This window comes from Pseudomonas sp. P105, assembly GCF_032614175.1.
Classification (GTDB): domain Bacteria; phylum Pseudomonadota; class Gammaproteobacteria; order Pseudomonadales; family Pseudomonadaceae; genus Aquipseudomonas; species Aquipseudomonas rhizophila.
This window is the reverse complement of sequence record NZ_CP126693.1, coordinates 3,868,917-3,887,561: the sequence shown is the minus strand read 5'-3', so window position 1 is coordinate 3,887,561 and position 18,645 is coordinate 3,868,917. Positions and strand designations below refer to the sequence as shown.

At 53.1% G+C, this 18,645-nt stretch carries 18 protein-coding genes; 7 read left to right on the top strand and 11 right to left on the bottom strand.

Annotation, left to right across the window (positions count from 1 at the left end; all coding sequences use genetic code 11):
• Nucleotides 1–60: 60 nt before the first annotated feature.
• The gene (locus QOM08_RS17380; protein ID WP_041020834.1) at nt 61–945 is read left to right on the top strand and encodes a LysR family transcriptional regulator; all 885 of its coding nucleotides are present in this window, start codon (nt 61–63) and stop codon (nt 943–945) included.
• Nucleotides 946–1,128: 183 nt separating this feature from the next.
• The gene (locus QOM08_RS17375) at nt 1,129–2,055 is read left to right on the top strand and encodes an AEC family transporter (RefSeq protein ID WP_039011336.1); all 927 of its coding nucleotides are present in this window, start codon (nt 1,129–1,131) and stop codon (nt 2,053–2,055) included.
• Between the two features lie 298 nt (nt 2,056–2,353).
• Here QOM08_RS17375 and metC read toward each other — a convergent pair whose 3' ends face one another.
• Nucleotides 2,354–3,544, bottom strand: coding sequence for a cystathionine beta-lyase (gene metC / locus QOM08_RS17370; protein WP_053121572.1), 1,191 nt, complete (start codon nt 3,542–3,544; stop codon nt 2,354–2,356).
• A gap of 378 nt (nt 3,545–3,922) precedes the next feature.
• Between metC and QOM08_RS17365 the strand changes: the two genes are divergently transcribed.
• The 5 genes from QOM08_RS17365 (at nt 3,923) to QOM08_RS17345 (ending at nt 8,292) form a co-directional block, all read left to right on the top strand.
• Nucleotides 3,923–5,407 (top strand): amino acid permease, encoded by a 1,485-nt coding sequence (locus QOM08_RS17365; RefSeq protein WP_053121574.1) that lies wholly within the window; start codon nt 3,923–3,925, stop codon nt 5,405–5,407.
• Nucleotides 5,408–5,514: 107 nt separating this feature from the next.
• The gene (locus tag QOM08_RS17360) at nt 5,515–6,078 is read left to right on the top strand and encodes a TetR/AcrR family transcriptional regulator (RefSeq protein WP_039011342.1); all 564 of its coding nucleotides are present in this window, start codon (nt 5,515–5,517) and stop codon (nt 6,076–6,078) included.
• Nucleotides 6,079–6,467: 389 nt separating this feature from the next.
• Nucleotides 6,468–7,022 (top strand): OsmC family protein, encoded by a 555-nt coding sequence (locus tag QOM08_RS17355; RefSeq protein WP_053121591.1) that lies wholly within the window; start codon nt 6,468–6,470, stop codon nt 7,020–7,022.
• 173 nt (nt 7,023–7,195) lie between these two features.
• Nucleotides 7,196–7,891 (top strand): DsbA family oxidoreductase, encoded by a 696-nt coding sequence (locus QOM08_RS17350; protein WP_053121595.1) that lies wholly within the window; start codon nt 7,196–7,198, stop codon nt 7,889–7,891.
• Between the two features lie 71 nt (nt 7,892–7,962).
• Nucleotides 7,963–8,292 (top strand): thioredoxin family protein, encoded by a 330-nt coding sequence (locus QOM08_RS17345; RefSeq protein ID WP_039012784.1) that lies wholly within the window; start codon nt 7,963–7,965, stop codon nt 8,290–8,292.
• 370 nt (nt 8,293–8,662) lie between these two features.
• Here QOM08_RS17345 and QOM08_RS17340 read toward each other — a convergent pair whose 3' ends face one another.
• From QOM08_RS17340 to QOM08_RS17295, 10 genes are all read right to left on the bottom strand, one after another.
• A complete protein-coding gene (locus tag QOM08_RS17340) occupies nt 8,663–8,995 on the bottom strand; it encodes a carboxymuconolactone decarboxylase family protein (protein ID WP_039011348.1) in 333 nt (110 codons plus the stop codon).
• 473 nt (nt 8,996–9,468) lie between these two features.
• The gene (gene hutH, locus QOM08_RS17335) at nt 9,469–11,001 is read right to left on the bottom strand and encodes a histidine ammonia-lyase (protein WP_041024387.1); all 1,533 of its coding nucleotides are present in this window, start codon (nt 10,999–11,001) and stop codon (nt 9,469–9,471) included.
• Nucleotides 10,998–12,689 carry a urocanate hydratase gene (gene hutU / locus QOM08_RS17330; RefSeq protein WP_265069141.1) on the bottom strand — a complete coding sequence of 564 codons (1,692 nt, stop codon included), beginning with the start codon at nt 12,687–12,689 and terminating at the stop codon, nt 10,998–11,000. Before hutU ends, hutH begins: the two co-directional genes overlap by 4 nt.
• A gap of 371 nt (nt 12,690–13,060) precedes the next feature.
• Entirely contained in the window at nt 13,061–13,825 is a 765-nt protein-coding gene (locus QOM08_RS17325; RefSeq protein ID WP_025214432.1) for an ABC transporter ATP-binding protein, read from the bottom strand.
• A 16-nt stretch (nt 13,826–13,841) separates the two neighbouring features.
• Nucleotides 13,842–14,552 carry an ABC transporter permease gene (locus QOM08_RS17320; RefSeq protein WP_030141828.1) on the bottom strand — a complete coding sequence of 237 codons (711 nt, stop codon included), beginning with the start codon at nt 14,550–14,552 and terminating at the stop codon, nt 13,842–13,844.
• The gene (locus QOM08_RS17315; RefSeq protein WP_025214430.1) at nt 14,549–15,268 is read right to left on the bottom strand and encodes an ABC transporter permease; all 720 of its coding nucleotides are present in this window, start codon (nt 15,266–15,268) and stop codon (nt 14,549–14,551) included. Before QOM08_RS17315 ends, QOM08_RS17320 begins: the two co-directional genes overlap by 4 nt.
• A gap of 55 nt (nt 15,269–15,323) precedes the next feature.
• Entirely contained in the window at nt 15,324–16,106 is a 783-nt protein-coding gene (locus QOM08_RS17310; RefSeq protein ID WP_039011357.1) for a transporter substrate-binding domain-containing protein, read from the bottom strand.
• Nucleotides 16,107–16,474: 368 nt separating this feature from the next.
• Nucleotides 16,475–17,212, bottom strand: a complete 738-nt coding sequence (gene hutC / locus QOM08_RS17305; protein WP_039011359.1) for a histidine utilization repressor — start codon at nt 17,210–17,212, stop codon at nt 16,475–16,477.
• On the bottom strand, nt 17,212–18,348 hold the full coding sequence (locus QOM08_RS17300) for an aminotransferase class I/II-fold pyridoxal phosphate-dependent enzyme (RefSeq protein ID WP_109756655.1): 1,137 nt from the start codon (nt 18,346–18,348) through the stop codon (nt 17,212–17,214). Before QOM08_RS17300 ends, hutC begins: the two co-directional genes overlap by 1 nt.
• On the bottom strand, nt 18,345–18,551 hold the full coding sequence (locus QOM08_RS17295; RefSeq protein WP_039011362.1) for a hypothetical protein: 207 nt from the start codon (nt 18,549–18,551) through the stop codon (nt 18,345–18,347). Before QOM08_RS17295 ends, QOM08_RS17300 begins: the two co-directional genes overlap by 4 nt.
• Nucleotides 18,552–18,645 lie beyond the last annotated feature (94 nt).

The following is an 18,645-nucleotide window of genomic DNA, read 5'->3' as shown; positions in this document are numbered from 1 at the left end:
TCCAAACAAGACGCCTGCACCAACTGGTAAACTCGCTCATCAACTTGTTGGATGATGGCTATGTCTCTACGCGCACTTCGAACACTGCTTGCCATTGCCCAACACGGTTCTTTCGTCAGAGCAGCGGACGCGGTGCATCTCACCCAATCAGCTGTCAGCCTTCATGTTCGGTCTTTGGAGGAGGATTTCAATACACGCCTGTTTGACCGCTCACGACGGTTGCCGGTGCTGACGGATGCAGGCCATATTGCCGTTGAGCGCGCGCGAGAAATTCTAGCCTTATACGACGGGATCTCCTCCGAGATTGGAGGCGACACTGAGTTGCGCGGCAGGCTCAGAATCGGTGCCATTCATACAGCGCTGGCGAGCGTCTTGCCCCTCGCGTTGTCGGCAATGCGTGCTGAGCATCCTCACCTGCGCATCACTGTTGCGTCGGGAATGTCCGCTGAGTTGGCCACGCGCGTGGAGGCGGGCGAGCTTGACGTTGCGATCACCACGGAGCCGGTGAAGCCACACCCTTATGGCCTGGCAAGCACGGTACTTTACGAGGAAGGGTTCTGGATCATCGCGCCGGTGTCTCATGCGCATGAGGACTTGAAGCTTCTACTCAAAAGCCAGCCGTTCATTCGATTTGATCGTCGCGCCTGGGCAGGTCGTACCATTGAGCGAGAGCTTCGCGCTATGCGGCTGCGTGTGCAGACCAGCATGGAACTGGATAGCCAGGATGCGATTATCCAGATGGTCTCAAGCGGACTGGGCGTATCCATCATTCCGCTTTCCGAACATCAAGTCGTAAGCATGACGACACTGGCCGTCGAGCCGTTCGGCATGCCTCAAAAAACCAGGCGCGTGGTATTGCTGGAGCGCGAAGATCGTCCGCTTGGGCGACTGGCGGCAGCCCTGGCGAACGCGTTGAAAGCGCATGTCTTGCACGATAAACCATGAGAAATACTTGTTGATTGCTGAAGTTTAAAACGTTTTTATTTTGGAGTCCGACCTCTTATTGTGGCCCTCATTCAAGTGAGTTCTTGAGGGCCCCATGATCACTGGACCTGCCGTAGACATGCCGCTGATGAGCCGGCCGATTGTGAGATGTGAACCGTCGGTACAAAAAACCAAGGCACGCGTATGACCCTTTCCTTGTTGACTGCCTTGCTGCCCATCGCGCTACTGATCGTGCTGGGTGCGTGGCTCAAGCGTCGGCAATTTCTGACGGATACTTTTTGGGCGCAGGCAGAGCGCTTGGCGTATTACGTGTTGCTGCCTTCTCTTTTCTTTCACGGATTGGCGACCGCCAACCTTGATGGCGTGCCCTTTCAAAGCATGGTTTCGGTGCTCGTATTCTCGACTGCGGTGGTATCGTTGATGCTGTTGGGCGCGAAGTCGCTGATCACCATCGACGATGCTGCGTTCACTTCGGTTTTTCAGGGGGGGATACGTTTCAATAATTACGTAGGCGTGTCGGCAGCCGCGGGCTTGTTCGGTGTGCAGGGTATAGCCCTGGCAGCGGTCGCGAACGCGGCCATAGTGCCCAGCGTGAACATTCTGTGCGTAATGGTATTCGCGAAGTACGGGTCAGCCGGCAGGATGCCATTTAGCAAAGTCCTAAAGCAGTTGGCATTGAACCCACTGATACTCGCGTGCTTCGCCGGCGGATTGGTCCAGGTCTCGGGCTGGGGACTGCCTGTCGGTATTGAGCCGATGCTCAAGGCCTTGGGACAAGCGTCACTGCCGCTCGGATTGCTCTGTGTTGGTGCTGCGCTTGAGTTCGGAAGCATAAAGCAATGGTTTCGCCCGGTGGGTTACTCGTCGCTGACCAAGTTTTTAATCATGCCACTGGTTACGCTTTTGGCGTGCCACCTATTCGAACTTGAAGGAAAGGCCGCGGTTGCAGCACTTCTATTCCAGGCACTGCCCACAGCCTCATCCTCCTACATCATGGCAAGGCAATTAGGGGGAGACGCCCCCCTTATGGCTGGGATCATCGCTTGCCAGACCATGCTGGCAGGATTAGCACTTCCAGCGGTTATCCTCGTGATGGCCCAGTGGGTTTGAGTGTCAAGTATTTACAAACATTGAGTAAAGTAAGACCGACAAGAAAGCGCCTCTGGTTCGTTCGAGTGTGTCAGGTGTTACTCATTGACAAACGAGAAATGAGCTGACCACTTCAGGAAACTTTGCATCTGCCCTCCCTCGAACACCGTATTCCTGTTTGGAAAACGACTTTTGCTGCCGCGACACCGGGTCGAGTTATGAAGCGAGAACATGAGTTGGTGCCGGGCGGCCAAACCCTTCGGGTTGATCGCCTTCACGCGTTAGGCACAGCCCATAATGCGCTGTGCCTAACACAGTTTCATGAGTATTCGATAATCTGCTGGCTACGTAACATATTGAACCTCGCAAAGCCTTCTTCGAGATCGGAGATAAGATCAGATGGATCTTCAAGACCGATATGAAGCCGCACCAGGTGCCCGTCGACTTCCCAAGAGGTCGCACTTCTGACGGGTTTGGGGTCGGCAATCATCGCCAAGCTTTCAAAACCACCCCAAGAGTAACCAATTGAAAACAACGATAGGCTATCCAAAAGTGCATCTGCCGCGACTTGTGTTGAAGGTTTGGTCACGAAGGAGAGTAAACCGGACGCTCCTTTAAAATCCCTCTTCCATAACTGGTGCTGAGGGTGAGATTCTAATGCAGGATAATAAACCGCTTTCACCTCCTCGCGTGTCTCCAACCACTTGGCGACAATCGTAGCGTTTCTGTAATGACGCTCCAGTCGCACATCAAGTGTTCTCATGCCCCGGAGCGCCAGCGTCACGTCATCTGGACTCGCAAATAAGCCCATGCTGAAATGGAATCGTTTGAGGCTGTCCCACGCGCGCTTGGAGGCTGATACGGTGCCAAGAACCGCATCGGAGTGACCGACGATATATTTCGTAGCTGCCATGATGGACAGATCAACACCAAGTTCCAATGAAGGAAAGTAAAGCGGGGTGCCCCAAGTGTTGTCTGCAATAACTAGGATGTCATGATCATGTGCAACCTGGACTATAGCAGGGAGGTCTTGTATTTCCAAAGTCAAGGAGCCAGGAGATTCGGTATAGATCGCCTTAGTGTTCGGCTTGAGCAAGTCAACGATTCCGGCTCCTATTGTCGGGTCGTAAAACGAGACCTCAATCCCCAGCCGTTGACCCACCTGCTCACAAAAAGCCCTTATCGGCGAATACACATTGTCGGCAACTAGCAGATGATCCCCAGTTCCCACGACAGACAGTATGGCAGTCGTGCATGCCGAGAGCCCTGAAGGACAAAGAACCGTGCCTTCCGCTCCCTCCAACTGCTGGAGGGCCTGAGTCAATGCCTCTGTCGAAGGGTTATTCCACCGGCCATACGAATATTTTTGGCGACCCTCGCGCATCGATTCCGATGTAGGAAAAGCTACGGTGGAGCCCCGGTAAACCGGTGTATTCACGAAACCATGATGCTGATTGGGGTTGATAGAAGCATGGGCGAGCAGGGTTTGCACGGTTTTATATTTTTTCATACAGGCTGCCATTTCTTGAGTAGTGGGGGGCGTGTCGTTGCGCGTGTCGCTGAGATTAAAGTACTAAATTTATTAAATGTCTACCATTTGGTTTGCGTTTAGTAAAAACGCCTTTAAAAACAGATAGTTATCCTTAGATTATAAAATATGTTGCGTGGCTACCGAGTAGATGGTAGGTTTTTAGTGCCTGATGGTTTCGGCCTTTTGCGACCGAAATGTGATGCTTATGGCGCGCTAGGACATTTCTAGAGCGAGGCCTAATAACCGTAATGGTGAAGGCGCGGTGCGCTCTCTTTCTTCTCTTTGAAGCTGGGGAGGAAAGACTTAAGTTTGCAAGGGATAAGAAAAATAACTGCAAATTAATTGTTTGGGTGACACATGAAAAAGAAAAACGTACAGCCCGTTCCAGCCGTTCAGTGTGAAAACGAATTGAGAGACAGATCAAACTGGCTTGACTCTCATGAAAGTGGCTACTCAAAACACCTAAAAAAACGCCATGTGCAGATGATGGCACTCGGCGGAGCTATCGGCACTGGGTTGTTCTTGGGAGCAGGGGCCAGGCTTCAAATTGCCGGGCCTGCACTTGCGGTGGTGTATTTAGTGTGTGGGGTTTTCGCCTTTTTCATACTAAGAGCATTGGGTGAACTGGTTATGCACCGCCCCAGCAGCGGGAGTTTTGTATCTTATACTAGAGAGTTTATGGGGGAGCGCGCCTCCTTTGTAGCGGGCTGGATGTACTTCTTGGTTTGGGCACTAACGGGTGTAGTTGACATAACAGCGATTGCGATATACATGAAATACTGGAGCGTTTTTTCGGACGTCCCACAGTGGATATTCGCGCTTAGCGCCTTGGGCGTTGTGACATTGATGAACATGGTTGGTGTCAAATGGTTTGGTGAAATGGAGTTTTGGTTTGCTGTTATTAAGGTGGCAGCTATCAGCATTTTTTTGATTGTCGGCTCGTTCTTTTTTGCAACTGGCCACGAGGTGGCGGGGCACATCCCGGGTCTGCATTTGATCTCGGATAATGGAGGTGTTTTTCCCCATGGCTTTCTGCCGGCGATTATTATCGTGCAAGGCGTAATTTTTGCTTATGCGAGTATAGAATTGGTGGGAACCGCTGCTGGTGAGACGGCAGATGCTAAAAGGGTCATCCCTAAAGCAATCAATGGCGTGGTTTGGAGAATAGGCCTTTTTTACGTAGGCTCGGTATTCTTGTTAGTCACTGTATTGCCGTGGACGGCCTACAGCGCTAATGTCAGCCCTTTCGTGACGTTCTTTGAAGCGCTCGGCATTCCTGGAATTGGCTCCGTTATGAATATCGTTGTAATGACTGCCGCACTCTCTAGTCTGAACTCAGGCTTGTACGCAACGGGGCGGGTACTGAGATCGCTAGCCATGGGAGGATCTGCCCCAAAGATGTTTAAACGTATGAGCACCCAAGGGGTTCCTTATATGGGGATCTTAGTGACAATGGGGATCAATGTATTTGGCGTGCTATTGAATTTTCTAATTCCGTCCCAGCTATTTGAGCTGCTGCTTAATCTAGTTTCTCTGGGGATCCTTTCCACTTGGGCATTCATTGTACTTTCTCAAATAATGTACCGTCGTGCGGTGAAGAGAGGTGAAGCCGAGATGGTCTCGTTTAGAATGCCTGGTGCTCCGTTTACCTCTTGGCTGACCCTGGGTTTCTTGCTCGTAGTGCTGGTGCTATTGGGTTTCGATTATCCTAATGGAACATATACTGTTTTATCTATACCGTTAGTCGCTGGAGCTCTAATGCTGGGTTGGGCAAAGGCCGTCCGTTCCAAAGCTGTACGCTCGGAAAAAATAGAGGGCAGTTCGAGCCATGTAGGAGTATAGCTTAATGCCGATGAGAGCGCGGTTTATGACGTGCTTTCATCGCTTTAAGTTGAATCGTTGCTGTAAAGCAGTTAATATGCGTATGTCAATAATGCAAGGTAAGATTTATGAGTACTCGTTCTGACCTTTTAACCACTGCCGAGCTGTTGCTGCGTACCAAAGGGTACGCTGCATTTAGCTATGCCGATTTGGCTGACGAAATTGGTATAAAAAAGGCGAGTATTCATCATCACTTTCCTACAAAGGAAGGGCTTGGAATTGCCGTTATTGATAGCTATCTTTTTAGGTTTGTGAAGAGTCTAGAATTGATAAATGAAGAGAGTTCCGACACGATCGTTCGGTTGAGGGAATTTTCTAAGCTGTTTATTGATAGCTCAAAAAATGGAATGCTACCCTTATGTGGTGCGCTCGCTGCCGAACTTTCTGCTCTGCCGGACAGTCTTAAGGATTTGACTAGGAGGTTTTTTGAAATCCATATTGCTTGGTTGGAAAATAATCTCGCATTGGGTCAATCTGAAAAGGTTATAAAGGCGGATCTCAATCCCAGAACAGTTTCACGGGCGATATTGAGCTTGCTTGAGGGTAGCAGTTTTGTATCTTGGGCGCTCAATGATACAGTTGTTGATCAGTCTGGGTTTGATTTGATATTGAATAATATTGTCGTTTCGTAATATAAACTGAGAATCAGGTTGCCAAAATCAGTAGGAAGCCTTTCACGTTGTGTTTGCCCATCTTATTAGGTGGGCTTCATATTTCTCCCCCCCCCCCCCCCCCCCCCCCCCCCTTTTTTTTTCAGTCCACCGCTACAGCTGATCTAATCCCACAAATAGGATTTCGGTTCGCGCACACCTTCCAAGCGTTTCTCCGCCTGTCAGATCGGACAGGCGGTACTTCGCCATGAGCTACGTTTAATCAGGGATAGGAGCTGATCGCACTGTTAGCACGTGGGAGGTGGGGTACCAGGTCAAAGAATTTTATTGCTAGCAAACCTACTAATAGGTAGGATTGCTGTGCGTAACATTTATCCAGCCAAAAAATGCGTTCAATAGAGGGTTTTTTAATGACAACTAATCTGAATGGTATTGATGTCGTAGCTCTGCAGCAGTTTGCTCAAGGTGTTGCGGAGGATGCGAATAAGCGTCACGCGAGCTTCAACGTCAATACCCAGTGGAAAGGCCAGACGCGCTCTGTGGCGAAAGTCAGCCGTTACAGCTTAGCCGGTGAAACCTATTCGCGTGATTTCGAAATCGTCGCCGATGAGCCAATTGAACTGTTAGGTCAGGACTCGGCGCCAAATCCTCAAGAGCTGCTGATGGCCGCGCTGAACGCCTGTATGGCGGTAGGTTACGCAGCTAACGCAGCCATGATGGGCATTAAAATCCACAGTCTGGAAATTGAGACCGACGGCACTCTTGATTTGCGTGGTTTTCTGGGCATCGACGAGAGCGTAAACCCAGGGTACGACCAAGTGCGGGTCGTAATCCGTCTTCACACCGATGCGCCTCGTGAGCGTGTAGAAGAACTGCACGAAAATGTAATTAAAACATCAGTTAATTACGCGAATTTCTCCAAAACCATCCGCATGGTGCCAACCCTCGAGGTTCGTGAGGACTGATAATCATCAGATCTTACATCTTTACAACCTTGAGAGCGCCAGTAGGTAAGGCCTACTGGCGTTGCTACCTTTGCTATTGTAATTGAGCTCGTTGCTTTTTGTTTTTAAACGGTTTTTTAACTTTGCTCATTGGGGTAGCAGCGTTTTTTATTTATTTCAGTATAGAGGGGTGTATGAGCACTATTTCGAAAAAGTTTGTAGTAGATGTTTGGTCTGATTTCGTCTGTCCTTGGTGTTGGGTCGCCAAGCGTCGTTTTGAGAATGCGCTTGAGGACTTTCCGTACAAAGACGATGTTCAGGTAAACGTGAGAGCGTATCGTCTTGCCCCTAACCATGCTGCTGAGCCTATGGTGAGAGCCCTTAAAGTCAAATTAGGTAGTTCAATCGCTGCTTTGAATATGATGAGTACGGTAAAGCAATATGGCCAATCTTCAGGGCTTGATTACCGTTTCGAAACCATGATGTTTGGTGACACCGCGGATGCGCATGTCCTCGTCAAAGCGATTGACGATGAAGTATTGAAGACGCACTTGATGGAGGCGCTCTATGAGCAAAGTACTACCCAGGGTAAGTCACTATTTGACCGAGGTAGTTTAGAGTCGATTGCAAAATCTGTAGGTGTTTCTGATGAGTTGATTCGACTCGCGTGGTCATCTAATGAATTGTTTCACCGGATGCAGGAAGACGAGCGTGCTATGGGCCAATTTCACTCGGGCGTCCCGTTTTTTGTTTTCAATAGTTCATTTTCTATTTCAGGGGCTCAGCCTCAAGAGATATTTTCCCAAGCACTCAATCAAATGTATTTCGAACCAAATGACGGACATGAGTCGTCCAGCAGTCAAGTTTGCGGGCTTGATGGATGTAATTAGTACCAGAGATGCTTCGGCACTGTTGGTGCCGCAATTCCTGGGTTTGGAATGATGTTGTGGGTGAAGTGCAGATGAGCCGTATTGTAGACGTGAAAGCCGGAGAGTTCGCCCGATTCGTTGCAAAAGGTAGCTGCGCTGTGCTGTTTTCGGCGTCCTGGTGCAAGCCCTGTCAAGAAATGAAACCGGTTTTTAATGAACTGGCAGAAAAGCTGCAGTCGTGCGCCGCATTCGGGAAGATTGATGTGGCTGTTTCGCCCACGATCTCCCAGATGTATGGTATCCGGTCGGTTCCATCCTTGGCGATTTTCCACGAAGGGCGATTACGTTTGGTTTTGGCCGGCTCTCGATCGGCTGCCGCGTTGAAGAAAGCAATCTTAGCTGACTTAAAGGATGTTCTGTAGGTCGGTCTAAAATTGCAATGCGCTCTCAAATTGACTGTCCGAATGAGTGTAGGAAGCGCGTCAGGATGTTGCTGGGCTAAGTGTCCGACTGGCGTATAGGCAAGCTAAGCTCCGCTTTACGACCGGCCAGGCCATGTTTAGCCCAGCGTAGCCTTTGCTTGAACACAGTTACGCTTCAGCCGGAGTATCAGCGATAACGAAGTTCGGATAATGTAAAGACTTTGATTTCATCGGCAGGCCATCAGCACAACGACGTGGTTGGCTAATGGCATGCAGAACAGCTTATAGGGCTTTAGCGACTTCTCAGATTTAATTGGCGACGGGGGTAGCTAAGCCTCTACTATTATTGATCCTTCCGCACTGCTGGGTATCAAGATTTATCGAATGCATCCAAAACGTGAGTGCTGTAAACCAATGCAGCGCCAGCGTTCATATTAATCGCAACGCCCAAAGCTTCTGAGACCTCTTCAGTCGTTACGCCGAGCTTTTTGGCCTCAGCTGCGTGGAAAGCGATGCAGCCGTCGCAACGGGTGGTGACGGCAACTGCGAGTGAGATCAGTTCACGAGTCTTAGCGTCGAGGTGGTTTGTTCTTTCGCCGGCGCTCCCTAAAGAAGCCATACCTTTCATGGTCTCTGGGGATAGGCCATTCAGTTGCACTAGGCGGGCGCTGACGTCTTTTCGAGTTTGCTTCCAATCTTGCATGGGATATTCCACTTTGGGCGCGGTGCCCTGTAGGTGTAGGGGAGGTGTGAAACTGATCGAAACATACCATCCAGTTGGTAGGTATGCAAGTGTGTCCTACAAATGGCTTGATCGTGCGGTCGACGTAGAAGGGGTGAGCTGGTGTGGTGAGAGGGCATTGGCGTTAATGCCTTACTTGTAGTGATGAGCTCTCCCGGCTCAGAATCAGGAGATACTTGAGCGGAGTTCGCGTGATCAGGGAATGCTGCTGGTATCAGAATTTTGAGCGCATAAGGAGCCTTAGGGATGTAATGCTGTTGTCAAGCTAATTTTCCCGCGCACTTACATAAGGCTATTACTGGGAAGCAATAAAAAGCTCCACAGCCAAAACGAGAATCTATCGTCATAGCTGTGGAGCAAAAAACTGCCTGGACATTTAACGTATACGGGATATCAGCCAGAATAACTCACGTGTTCATGGTGGATATCATCTATCAGATGCTGGGCAACAACTTATTCAATACCAAGTCGTTCAGGCAGCCGGAAGCCAATAACTCACTGGCCGCATTGATATCCGGCGCGAAGAAGCGATCCTTCTCGTAATAGGCCACTTTGCTTCGCAGACTGTTCCGGGCCAGTTCCAGCTTGGGCGACGTCTTCAAGCCGTCACGCAAGTCCAGGCCCTGACAGGCCGCTAGCCACTCCACAGCCAGGATTCCACGGGTGTTTTCAGCCATTTCCCACAATCGCTTGCCAGCCGCAGGTGCCATCGATACGTGATCTTCCTGGTTCGCGGACGTGGGCAGGCTGTCTACGGAATGGGGGTGAGCCAGCGCCTTGTTTTCACTGGCCAGCGCTGCTGCTGTTACTTGAGAAATCATGAAACCCGAGTTCACGCCGCCATTGGCTACCAAGAACGGCGGCAGTTGTGACATGTGTTTATCCATCATCAACGAAATGCGGCGCTCGCTCAGGGAGCCGATTTCAGCAATGGCCAATGCCATATTGTCTGCGGCCATGGCCACTGGCTCGGCATGGAAGTTGCCGCCAGAGATCACGTCACCTTCAACGGCAAACACCAGCGGGTTATCGGATACGGCATTGGCTTCGACGACTAATACTTCCGCGGCCTGACGGAGCTGGGTCAGGCATGCGCCCATGACTTGAGGTTGGCAGCGTAGAGAGTAGGGGTCTTGGACCTTGCCGCAGTCCTTGTGCGAATCGGCGACCTCACTGCTTTGGCCCAGCAGGTCGCGATAGGCAGTAGCAGTATCAATCTGAGCCCTCTGGCCGCGTGCGGCATGGATGCGTGCGTCAAACGGCGAGCGGGAGCCCAAGACAGCTTCGACCGTCAAAGCACCAATGGCCAAGGCGCCCGCAAACAGGTCTTCGCCCTCGAACAAACCGCGCAGAGCATAAGCAGTGGAGACCTGGGTACCGTTGAGCAACGCCAAGCCCTCTTTGGCAGCCAGCGTCAACGGCGCCAAACCGGCCACCTTCAGGGCTTCGGTGGCTTCCAGCCATTCGCCCTTATAACGGGCTTTGCCTTCTCCCAGCAGCACGAGGGACATGTGCGCCAAAGGTGCCAAGTCACCAGATGCGCCGACCGAACCTTTTAACGGAATATGCGGATACACCTCGGCGTTGATCAATGCTATCAGAGCATCGATCACCACGCGGCGTATGCCGGAGAAACCACGGCTGAGGCTATTGACCTTGAGCACCATGATCAACCGCACCAGCGCATCGCTGATCGGCTCACCCACACCAGCGGCGTGGGACAGTACTAGCGAACGTTGCAGATTTTCCAGATCTTCACTGGCGATACGGGTCGAGGCCAGCAGGCCGAAACCGGTATTGATACCGTAGGCGGTGCGATTCTCGGCGAGGATCTGCTCCACGCAAGCGACACTGGCTTCAATTTGCGCAGAGGCACTGTGGTCGAGGGTGATTTTTACTGGGTGCTGGTAAACGGCACGCAGTTGGGCAAGGCTCAATTGGCCTGGGATAACGTTAAGTGTTTTCATGCTTTGGCTCCTTTAACAAGAGTGATCATTGGCAGGTTCAAGCCTTGCTCATTCGCGCAATCAATGGCGATCTGGTAACCGGCATCGGCATGGCGCATCACGCCGGTCGCCGGGTCGTTGTGCAGTACACGGGCAATCCGTTCGGCCGCTTCGTCAGTACCGTCGCAGACGATCACCATGCCCGAGTGCTGGGAAAAGCCCATGCCGACGCCGCCACCGTGGTGCAGCGACACCCAGGTCGCGCCACTGGCGGTGTTGAGCAGGGCATTGAGCAGCGGCCAGTCGGAAACGGCGTCGGAGCCGTCCTGCATGGATTCTGTTTCACGGTTCGGGCTGGCCACGGAACCGGAGTCGAGGTGGTCACGGCCGATGACGATCGGCGCCGACAGCTCACCGCTGCGCACCATCTCGTTGAACGCCAGGCCCAACTTGGCGCGCTGGCCCAGGCCAACCCAGCAGATCCGTGCCGGCAAGCCCTGGAAACTGATGCGCTCGCGGGCCATGTCCAGCCAGTTGTGCAGGTGGGCGTCGTCGGGGATCAGTTCCTTGACCTTGGCGTCGGTCTTGTAGATGTCCTGCGGGTCACCCGACAGCGCCGCCCAGCGGAACGGACCGATGCCACGGCAGAACAGCGGACGGATGTAGGCCGGGACGAAACCCGGGAAGTCGAAGGCATTTTCGACGCCCTCTTCCTGGGCCATCTGGCGGATGTTGTTGCCGTAGTCGAAGGTCGGCACACCCATTTTCTGGAAGGCCAACATGGCTTTGACGTGGACGGCCATCGATTGCTTGGCGGCCTTCACCACGGCGGCGGGCTCGGTCTTGGCGCGGGCACGGTATTCGTCCCAGGTCCAGCCGGCCGGCAGGTAGCCGTTGAGGGGATCGTGGGCGCTGGTCTGGTCGGTGACCATGTCCGGACGCACACCACGACGGACCATTTCCGGCAGGATTTCCGCCGCGTTCCCACACAGTGCAATGGAAATCGCCTTGCCTTCGGCGGTGTATTTCTCGATGCGCGCCAAGGCGTCGTCAAGGTCTTTGGCTTGCTCGTCGACGTAGCGGGTTTTCAGGCGGAAATCGATGCTCACCTGCTGGCACTCGATGTTCAGCGAGCATGCACCGGCCAACGTCGCGGCCAACGGTTGCGCACCGCCCATGCCGCCCAGGCCGGCGGTCAGCACCCAACGGCCCTTGAGGTTGGAATCGTAATGCTGGCGACCAGCCTCGACGAAGGTTTCATAGGTGCCTTGCACGATGCCCTGGCTGCCGATGTAGATCCAACTGCCGGCGGTCATCTGGCCGTACATGGCCAGGCCCTTGGCGTCGAGTTCGTTGAAGTGCTCCCAACTGGCCCAGTGCGGCACCAGGTTGGAGTTGGCGATCAGTACGCGGGGGGCGTTGCTGTGGGTCTTGAACACGCCCACCGGCTTGCCGGATTGCACCAGCAGGGTTTCGTCGTCATTCAGGTGGGTGAGGCTTTCGACGATCTTGTCGTAGCACTCCCAGTTGCGTGCCGCGCGGCCGATGCCACCGTAGACCACCAGCTCCTTGGGGTTCTCGGCCACTTCCGGGTCGAGGTTGTTCATCAGCATGCGCAGCGGCGCTTCGGTCAGCCAGCTCTTGGCGGTCAGCGTGTTACCGCGAGGGGCGCGGATTTCGACATTGCGGAAATGGAGTGGTTTGCTCACCGGTAATCCTCTCGAGATGACTTGCAGCTTATTGTTGGTTTTCGCTACATCGGGCGAGTAAATATAATCATGTATATACAAGCTTAATCAAGCAGATTTTTGACCGCTAATGTTGTCGGCATGAATATCTTCACGTGATTAGTTTTTTCGTTCGAATGGCATTGATGCAGGTTTTGCCATCAAGCTTTGCGCACTGGGCGCGCTGTGACAGTTTCAGCCAGGGATCATGAGCTGAGCCATAGGAAAGACGCTGGGATTGCTCTCGTACAGGGCTTTTCTAGTCAACAGAACGGCGAACCATTTCGGCCTCAACCGCGCCTGAGAACATTTTTCAGGCGCGGTAAGCGACCAGCCGGCTTAAGGCACTTCGGTTATTTCAGATTGCCGCTGAGAAATTGCTGCAAACGCTCGCTCTTGGGGTTCCCCAGCACTTCCTCAGGCGGCCCTTGCTCTTCTACGAGCCCTTGGTGCAAGAACAACACCTGGTTCGATACCTTACGAGCGAAGCTCATTTCGTGCGTCACCATGATCATGGTTCGGCCTTCTTCGGCGAGGCCCTGAATGACCTTCAGCACTTCTCCTACTAGTTCAGGGTCCAGGGCAGACGTCGGTTCGTCGAACAGCATGATTTCCGGTTCCATGGCCAGCGCCCGGGCTATCGCGACGCGCTGCTGCTGGCCGCCCGAGAGAAAGGCCGGGTATTGATCGGCAACTCGCGATGGTAAACCAACCTTGTCCAGGTAACGCCGAGCCAGCTCCTCTGCATCCTTCTTGCTGACCCCCAACACTCGGCGAGGGGCCATTGTGATGTTGTCGAGCACGGTCATGTGGCTCCACAGATTGAAATGCTGGAATACCATCGCCAGTCGCGTGCGCAGCCGCTGCAGTTCGTCTGCGTTTGCAACGCGCATGCCGTGGTGGTCATGGATCATGCGTATCGGCTGATTGTCGAGGCTCATGGCGCCGTTGCTAGGGATTTCCAGAAAGTTGATACAGCGCAAAAAGGTGCTTTTGCCCGACCCGCTGGCACCGATCAGGCTAATGACGTCGCCGGCCTTTGCGTTCAGCGAAACACCCTTGAGGACTTCGTGGTCGCCATAGCTTTTATGCAGGTTTTCTACGGTCAGTTTGTACATATTCAAGCACCCTGAATTAATGAGCTGGGCCGAGGAACGACAGCCAACGGCGCTCAGCCAGACGGAACAGACCGACCAGAGAGAAAGTGATAGCGAGGTAAATCGCTGCGGCGATGCCGAACGATTGGAAGGTCAGAAATGTTGCTGAATTGGCATCTCTGGCAACCTTGAGGATGTCCGGTACCGTGGCGGTGAAAGCGACCGTGGTGGAATGCAGCATCAGTATCACTTCGTTGCTGTAGTTCGGCAGTGAGCGGCGCAATGCAGACGGCATGATGATGTAGGTGTAAAGCTTCCATCCTCGAAGCCCAAAGGCCTTCGCTGCTTCGACTTCACCATGATTCATGTTGCGAATCGCCCCGGAGAAGATCTCTGTGGTGTAGGCGCAAGTGTTCAAGGCAAAGGCCAGGATGGTGCAGTTCAATGCATCGCGAAAGAATGCATCAAGCAGCGGTTGGGAGCGCACCGCAGCGAGGCTGTAGATGCCGGTGTAGCAGATCAGTAGCTGTATATACAGAGGCGTGCCACGGAACAAATAGGTATAGAACTGCACGGGCCAGCGCACGAAAAGGTTGCTTGATACCCTGGCAATCGACAGCGGGACCGCCATCAAGAAGCCGAAGAAGAGCGAGGCACTGAGCAGCCATAGTGTCATCGCCAAGCCCGTGATGTGATAACCATCGTGGTACAGGAAGGGTTTCCAATATTCTTGCAATAGCTCGATCATCGCACGGCCTCCCGAGTTCCTGCGGCGTAAAAACTTTCCAGCCTGCGCAAGACATAGTTTGATGCGGTGGTGATAACCAAATAGATCAACGCTGCAAGGACCAAGAAGAAGAACAGTTGATAGGAACTCTTTCCTGCATCCTGGGCAACCTTGACCAAGTCAGCCAGACCAATGATCGAGACCAGTGCGGTCGCTTTCAGGATCACCATCCAGTTGTTGCCAATGCCCGGTAATGCAAAGCGCATCATTTGCGGGAAAAGCACCAGGCGGAATCGTTGGGCGCGGGTCAGGCCATAGGCCGTGGCTGCTTCTAATTGCCCCTTTGGAACGGCGAGAATCGCTCCGCGGAAGGTTTCGGTGAAATACGCACCGTAGATGAAGCCCAGGGTGATGACCCCTGCGCTGAACGGATTGATTTCGATATATTCCCAGCCAAAGGCATCGGTCAGATTCGTCAGCCACGTCTGAAGGCTATAGAAGATCAGCAGCATCAAGACCAGGTCGGGCACGCCGCGGATAAGCGTGGTGTAGGCTTGCGCAGGGATGCGTAGCAAGGCTGACTTCGAGAGTTTCGCGCTGGCACCGATCAATCCCAGGCCCACGCTCAGCAACAAGCACAGTGCGGATAATTTGACAGTCATCCAGGAGCCTTGCAGCAACAGCGGGCCGAAACCCTTTAGGCTGAAGCCTAGAGTCTGCAATAGGTTTTCTAGCATTGGACAGCCCTTCGTCAATCAAGAAAAACGCCCATCCGAAAATGGGCGCAGCGTGTTATTTACCGCTGTAGATATTCTGATCACCAAAGTGTTTTTTCTGGATGGCTACATAGCTGCCATCCTCATGCAGTGCCTTGATGCCTTTGTTTATCAGGGCCTTGAGATCGGCGTTGCCTTGGGCGAGACCTACCGCGGTTTTCGCGGGCAACAGTTCATGCTCGACTGCTTTACTTACCTCAAAATTCGCCCCTTGCGGCGACTTCAAGAAGCCCATTTCGGCTTGCAACATATTCTGGATCGAGGCATCGAGACGGCCGGTCACCAAGTCCGAATAGACCTGATCCTGGTTGGCATAGGCTTGGGTTTTGACCCCGGCCTTGTTCAGTACGGCTTTTGCATAAGCTTCCTCGGTGGTGCCTTGCTCATAACCAACCGTCTTGCCGACGAGCGTCCTGATATCTTCGGTCAGGCCGGAGCCTTTCTTGAAAACGAAGGAGGTAGGAACGGAGAACAGTTCATCGGAGAAATCGATGACTTTTTCTCGCGAGGATGTCACGGTCATGGCGGAGATCACGCCGTCGAATTTGTTGGCTTTCAGGCCGGGAATCATGCCGTCAAAATCACTCTCGACCCATTTGCACTTCACTTTCAATTCCGCACAAATCGCATTGCCTAAGTCGATATCGAAGCCCACCAGGCTACCGTCGGCAGCTTTGGACTCGAAAGGGGCGTAAGAGGGGTCAACGCCGAACCGCAACTCCTTGTACTCCTTGGCCGAGGCAAAGCTGCCAGCCACACACAACGCCAGTACAGAGAGGGTCAAAATAGATTTTTTCATTGTTTTTATTCCTAAGGACCAAAGAGCGCTTGAGCGCACGGATGCGGTACGGAGCTCGTGTGTGTCGCTATGGGAGTGGTACACAGAGCCCATTTTTTGGTTTAAGCGTGTCTAGGTGACGGATCGACTTTACCGCGTAAATACATACTTGTACATACAGGCATAGCCAATCAAGCAACCATTTATCTGCTCGGATGTGCATGGGTGGAAGAAGGGCTGGAAACGCTGAGGGGAGGGGGTGATCAGTTTCGTTTTTTCCGGTCACTACGGGCGTAGGGCCTGGGTCTATTGTGATGTATGAATCAGAAAGCGACCGACGCCCTTTGGAAGCGGCGCTGGTCAAGCTTTACGGCAGATGTGTCGAAGAGTCAGACGTCTCTGTGCGCTGCGTTCATGGGTAGGCGGCTACCCAAGCGATAGCGGGAGGAGGGGTGGACGAGCCGCACAAAGGTGACAATTTTGTTTTGGCTCCAAGTCCGGCGTATGAGGGCCAGGCAAGGTTCGGTTGCATCAATTTGCAGATGCTTACTTTCCTCGGCGCTGGGGTGGCAGGCCTCTACGATATGTTCCATTTCGTCGGGCTTGATCACTTGCAGAAGGTATTTGGCCGGTTGCAGGTGTTCGCCGAATTTTTGTTTCAGGAACTCTGGCACCAGCTCGGGATTGACGTAACGATCCTCAAGCTGCACTGGCACGTCTTCTTCGCTGTGCGCACAAACCAGATGAAAAACCGAAGAGCCCGTGGGCAGGCCCAGGGCGGAAGCGACTGACATCGATGCGGATTCGCGTCCCAGGTGCAGGACGCGACAGCCGTAACTATGACCCCGAGCGAGAATCTCGTCAGCGATGTTGGTGATGCGCAACAGGTTCGATTGCGGCTTGCTTTCGGCTACGAATGTTCCAACACCTGAAATCCGCACCAATAGACCTTCTTCGGTCAGCTCGCGCAGGGCTCGATTGACGGTCATGCGCGAGATGCCCAGCTCTTGCACCAACTGGTTCTCTGAGTAGATCAGGTCGCCAGGTTTCCAAACGCCCGCTCGAAGTTGGTCCAGCACAAAATCCTTCGCGCGTCGGTAGAGCGCTTGTGGTGCATTTTTGATCATCAGTCGGTCCGTGTCTCTTGTGCGGCAAGGACTCTTGCCAAGGAATGAAGGAAAAGATCGTTATCCTCACAGCTTCCTATGGATACCCGCAAGTACTGAGTATATCCCGCTTCGCGCCAAGGCTTGATGATGACCCCTTTGCGCAGTAATGCCTGGTTGATGATTTCGGCAGGATAAGGGGTGCTGAAAAAGAGGAAGTTGGCCATGGAGGGGGCGGTTGTGATGCCTTGCTCTCGCAGTGCGATCTCCAGTCGTCGGCGTTCGCTGGCGACGTGGGAGAGGCCGGCATTCAAATGATTCTCATCGGCCAGAGCCGCAACTGCAGCGGCTTGGGCCACTCGGTTGACGTTGAAGGGGGTGCGCAGGCGATTGATTAAATCGGCCAGTAGCGGGTCGCTGACAATGCCATAGCCGATGCGTAAACCTGCCAATGAATAGGCCTTGGAGAAGGTTCGAAGCAAAATGAACGGCTTGCCGCTGGCCTGGATCAAGCCGAGGCAGTCTGGGTACTCAGGCTCCCATCGGGCGTATTCGTAATAGGCTTCGTCAAACACCAGCAAGCACTTGGGAGGTAATGCATCGAGCAATTGCTTCAATTCGATTGCGCTCAAGGTGCAGCCAACCGGATTGGAGGGGCAGGAAAACATCAGCACATGGGTATGCGGTGTAAGGGCGGAAATCATCGCCGCCACGTCAAAAGTGCCTTGGTCGGTCATGGGGACACCGATTACCCGAGCGCCGGCTGCCACTGGAAAAATGAAATGCAAGCCGAAGGAGGGCACCACGGTAACCACTTCATCATCATGGTCCAGAAACACTCGACTGATGACACTCAGCAAATCCTCAGAACCGTTGCCGAACACGAAGCGATCTTCCGGAACATCAAGTTTTTCCGAGAGTGCGGAGCGTAGTGCCTGGCAGCCTGAGTCGGGGTACAGCGCAATCTCATGGCAGGCTTGGGTGGTCGCGGCGTTGACAGCGGGGGCGGTGCCCATTGGGTTTTCATTGCTGCCCAATTTAGCGACGCGTGTCAGACCGAAGCGTTTGCGCACTGCATCAGCGGCGAGGCCGGCGTTGTAACTGGCCAATTCGCGCACTTCAGCGCGAGCAAGCAAGGTCAGGTCGTTGGCGTTCATACAAGGCTAACCTCTCGGGAATTTTGCTGGAAGGTATTGCGATCTGGATGGTTCCGTAGGGGGCGCTGCGGGCTCGGCTGTTCAGCGCTTTGACGGATTTCGTGCGGGAGGCTGTAGCGGAAGAGTGTCGCCAATTCGGCGATCCGGCCTGCGAGGCTCATCCCTTCGGTAGTCGCGGCAGTCATCGGGTGCAGTTTTTTCATTGATTACCTCTTAGGTGCAGGGCCACAAGGAAGTGTTTCTGTATGATCCTGTATATATAGGTAACGCAATGTTCAGGCCAAGCCTTATCTTTTC

What these genes read in the sequence shown, in the direction of transcription:
- QOM08_RS17380 (WP_041020834.1), top strand. Translation starts at nt 61, where the DNA reads ATGTCTCTACGCGCACTTCGAACACTGCTTGCCATTGCCCAACACGGT.
- QOM08_RS17375 (WP_039011336.1), top strand. Translation starts at nt 1,129, where the DNA reads ATGACCCTTTCCTTGTTGACTGCCTTGCTGCCCATCGCGCTACTGATC.
- metC (WP_053121572.1), bottom strand. Translation starts at nt 3,544, where the DNA reads ATGAAAAAATATAAAACCGTGCAAACCCTGCTCGCCCATGCTTCTATC.
- QOM08_RS17365 (WP_053121574.1), top strand. Translation starts at nt 3,923, where the DNA reads ATGAAAAAGAAAAACGTACAGCCCGTTCCAGCCGTTCAGTGTGAAAAC.
- QOM08_RS17360 (WP_039011342.1), top strand. Translation starts at nt 5,515, where the DNA reads ATGAGTACTCGTTCTGACCTTTTAACCACTGCCGAGCTGTTGCTGCGT.
- QOM08_RS17355 (WP_053121591.1), top strand. Translation starts at nt 6,468, where the DNA reads ATGACAACTAATCTGAATGGTATTGATGTCGTAGCTCTGCAGCAGTTT.
- QOM08_RS17350 (WP_053121595.1), top strand. Translation starts at nt 7,196, where the DNA reads ATGAGCACTATTTCGAAAAAGTTTGTAGTAGATGTTTGGTCTGATTTC.
- QOM08_RS17345 (WP_039012784.1), top strand. Translation starts at nt 7,963, where the DNA reads ATGAGCCGTATTGTAGACGTGAAAGCCGGAGAGTTCGCCCGATTCGTT.
- QOM08_RS17340 (WP_039011348.1), bottom strand. Translation starts at nt 8,995, where the DNA reads ATGCAAGATTGGAAGCAAACTCGAAAAGACGTCAGCGCCCGCCTAGTG.
- hutH (WP_041024387.1), bottom strand. Translation starts at nt 11,001, where the DNA reads ATGAAAACACTTAACGTTATCCCAGGCCAATTGAGCCTTGCCCAACTG.
- QOM08_RS17325 (WP_025214432.1), bottom strand. Translation starts at nt 13,825, where the DNA reads ATGTACAAACTGACCGTAGAAAACCTGCATAAAAGCTATGGCGACCAC.
- QOM08_RS17320 (WP_030141828.1), bottom strand. Translation starts at nt 14,552, where the DNA reads ATGATCGAGCTATTGCAAGAATATTGGAAACCCTTCCTGTACCACGAT.
- QOM08_RS17315 (WP_025214430.1), bottom strand. Translation starts at nt 15,268, where the DNA reads ATGCTAGAAAACCTATTGCAGACTCTAGGCTTCAGCCTAAAGGGTTTC.
- QOM08_RS17310 (WP_039011357.1), bottom strand. Translation starts at nt 16,106, where the DNA reads ATGAAAAAATCTATTTTGACCCTCTCTGTACTGGCGTTGTGTGTGGCT.
- hutC (WP_039011359.1), bottom strand. Translation starts at nt 17,212, where the DNA reads ATGATCAAAAATGCACCACAAGCGCTCTACCGACGCGCGAAGGATTTT.
- QOM08_RS17300 (WP_109756655.1), bottom strand. Translation starts at nt 18,348, where the DNA reads ATGAACGCCAACGACCTGACCTTGCTTGCTCGCGCTGAAGTGCGCGAA.
- QOM08_RS17295 (WP_039011362.1), bottom strand. Translation starts at nt 18,551, where the DNA reads ATGAAAAAACTGCACCCGATGACTGCCGCGACTACCGAAGGGATGAGC.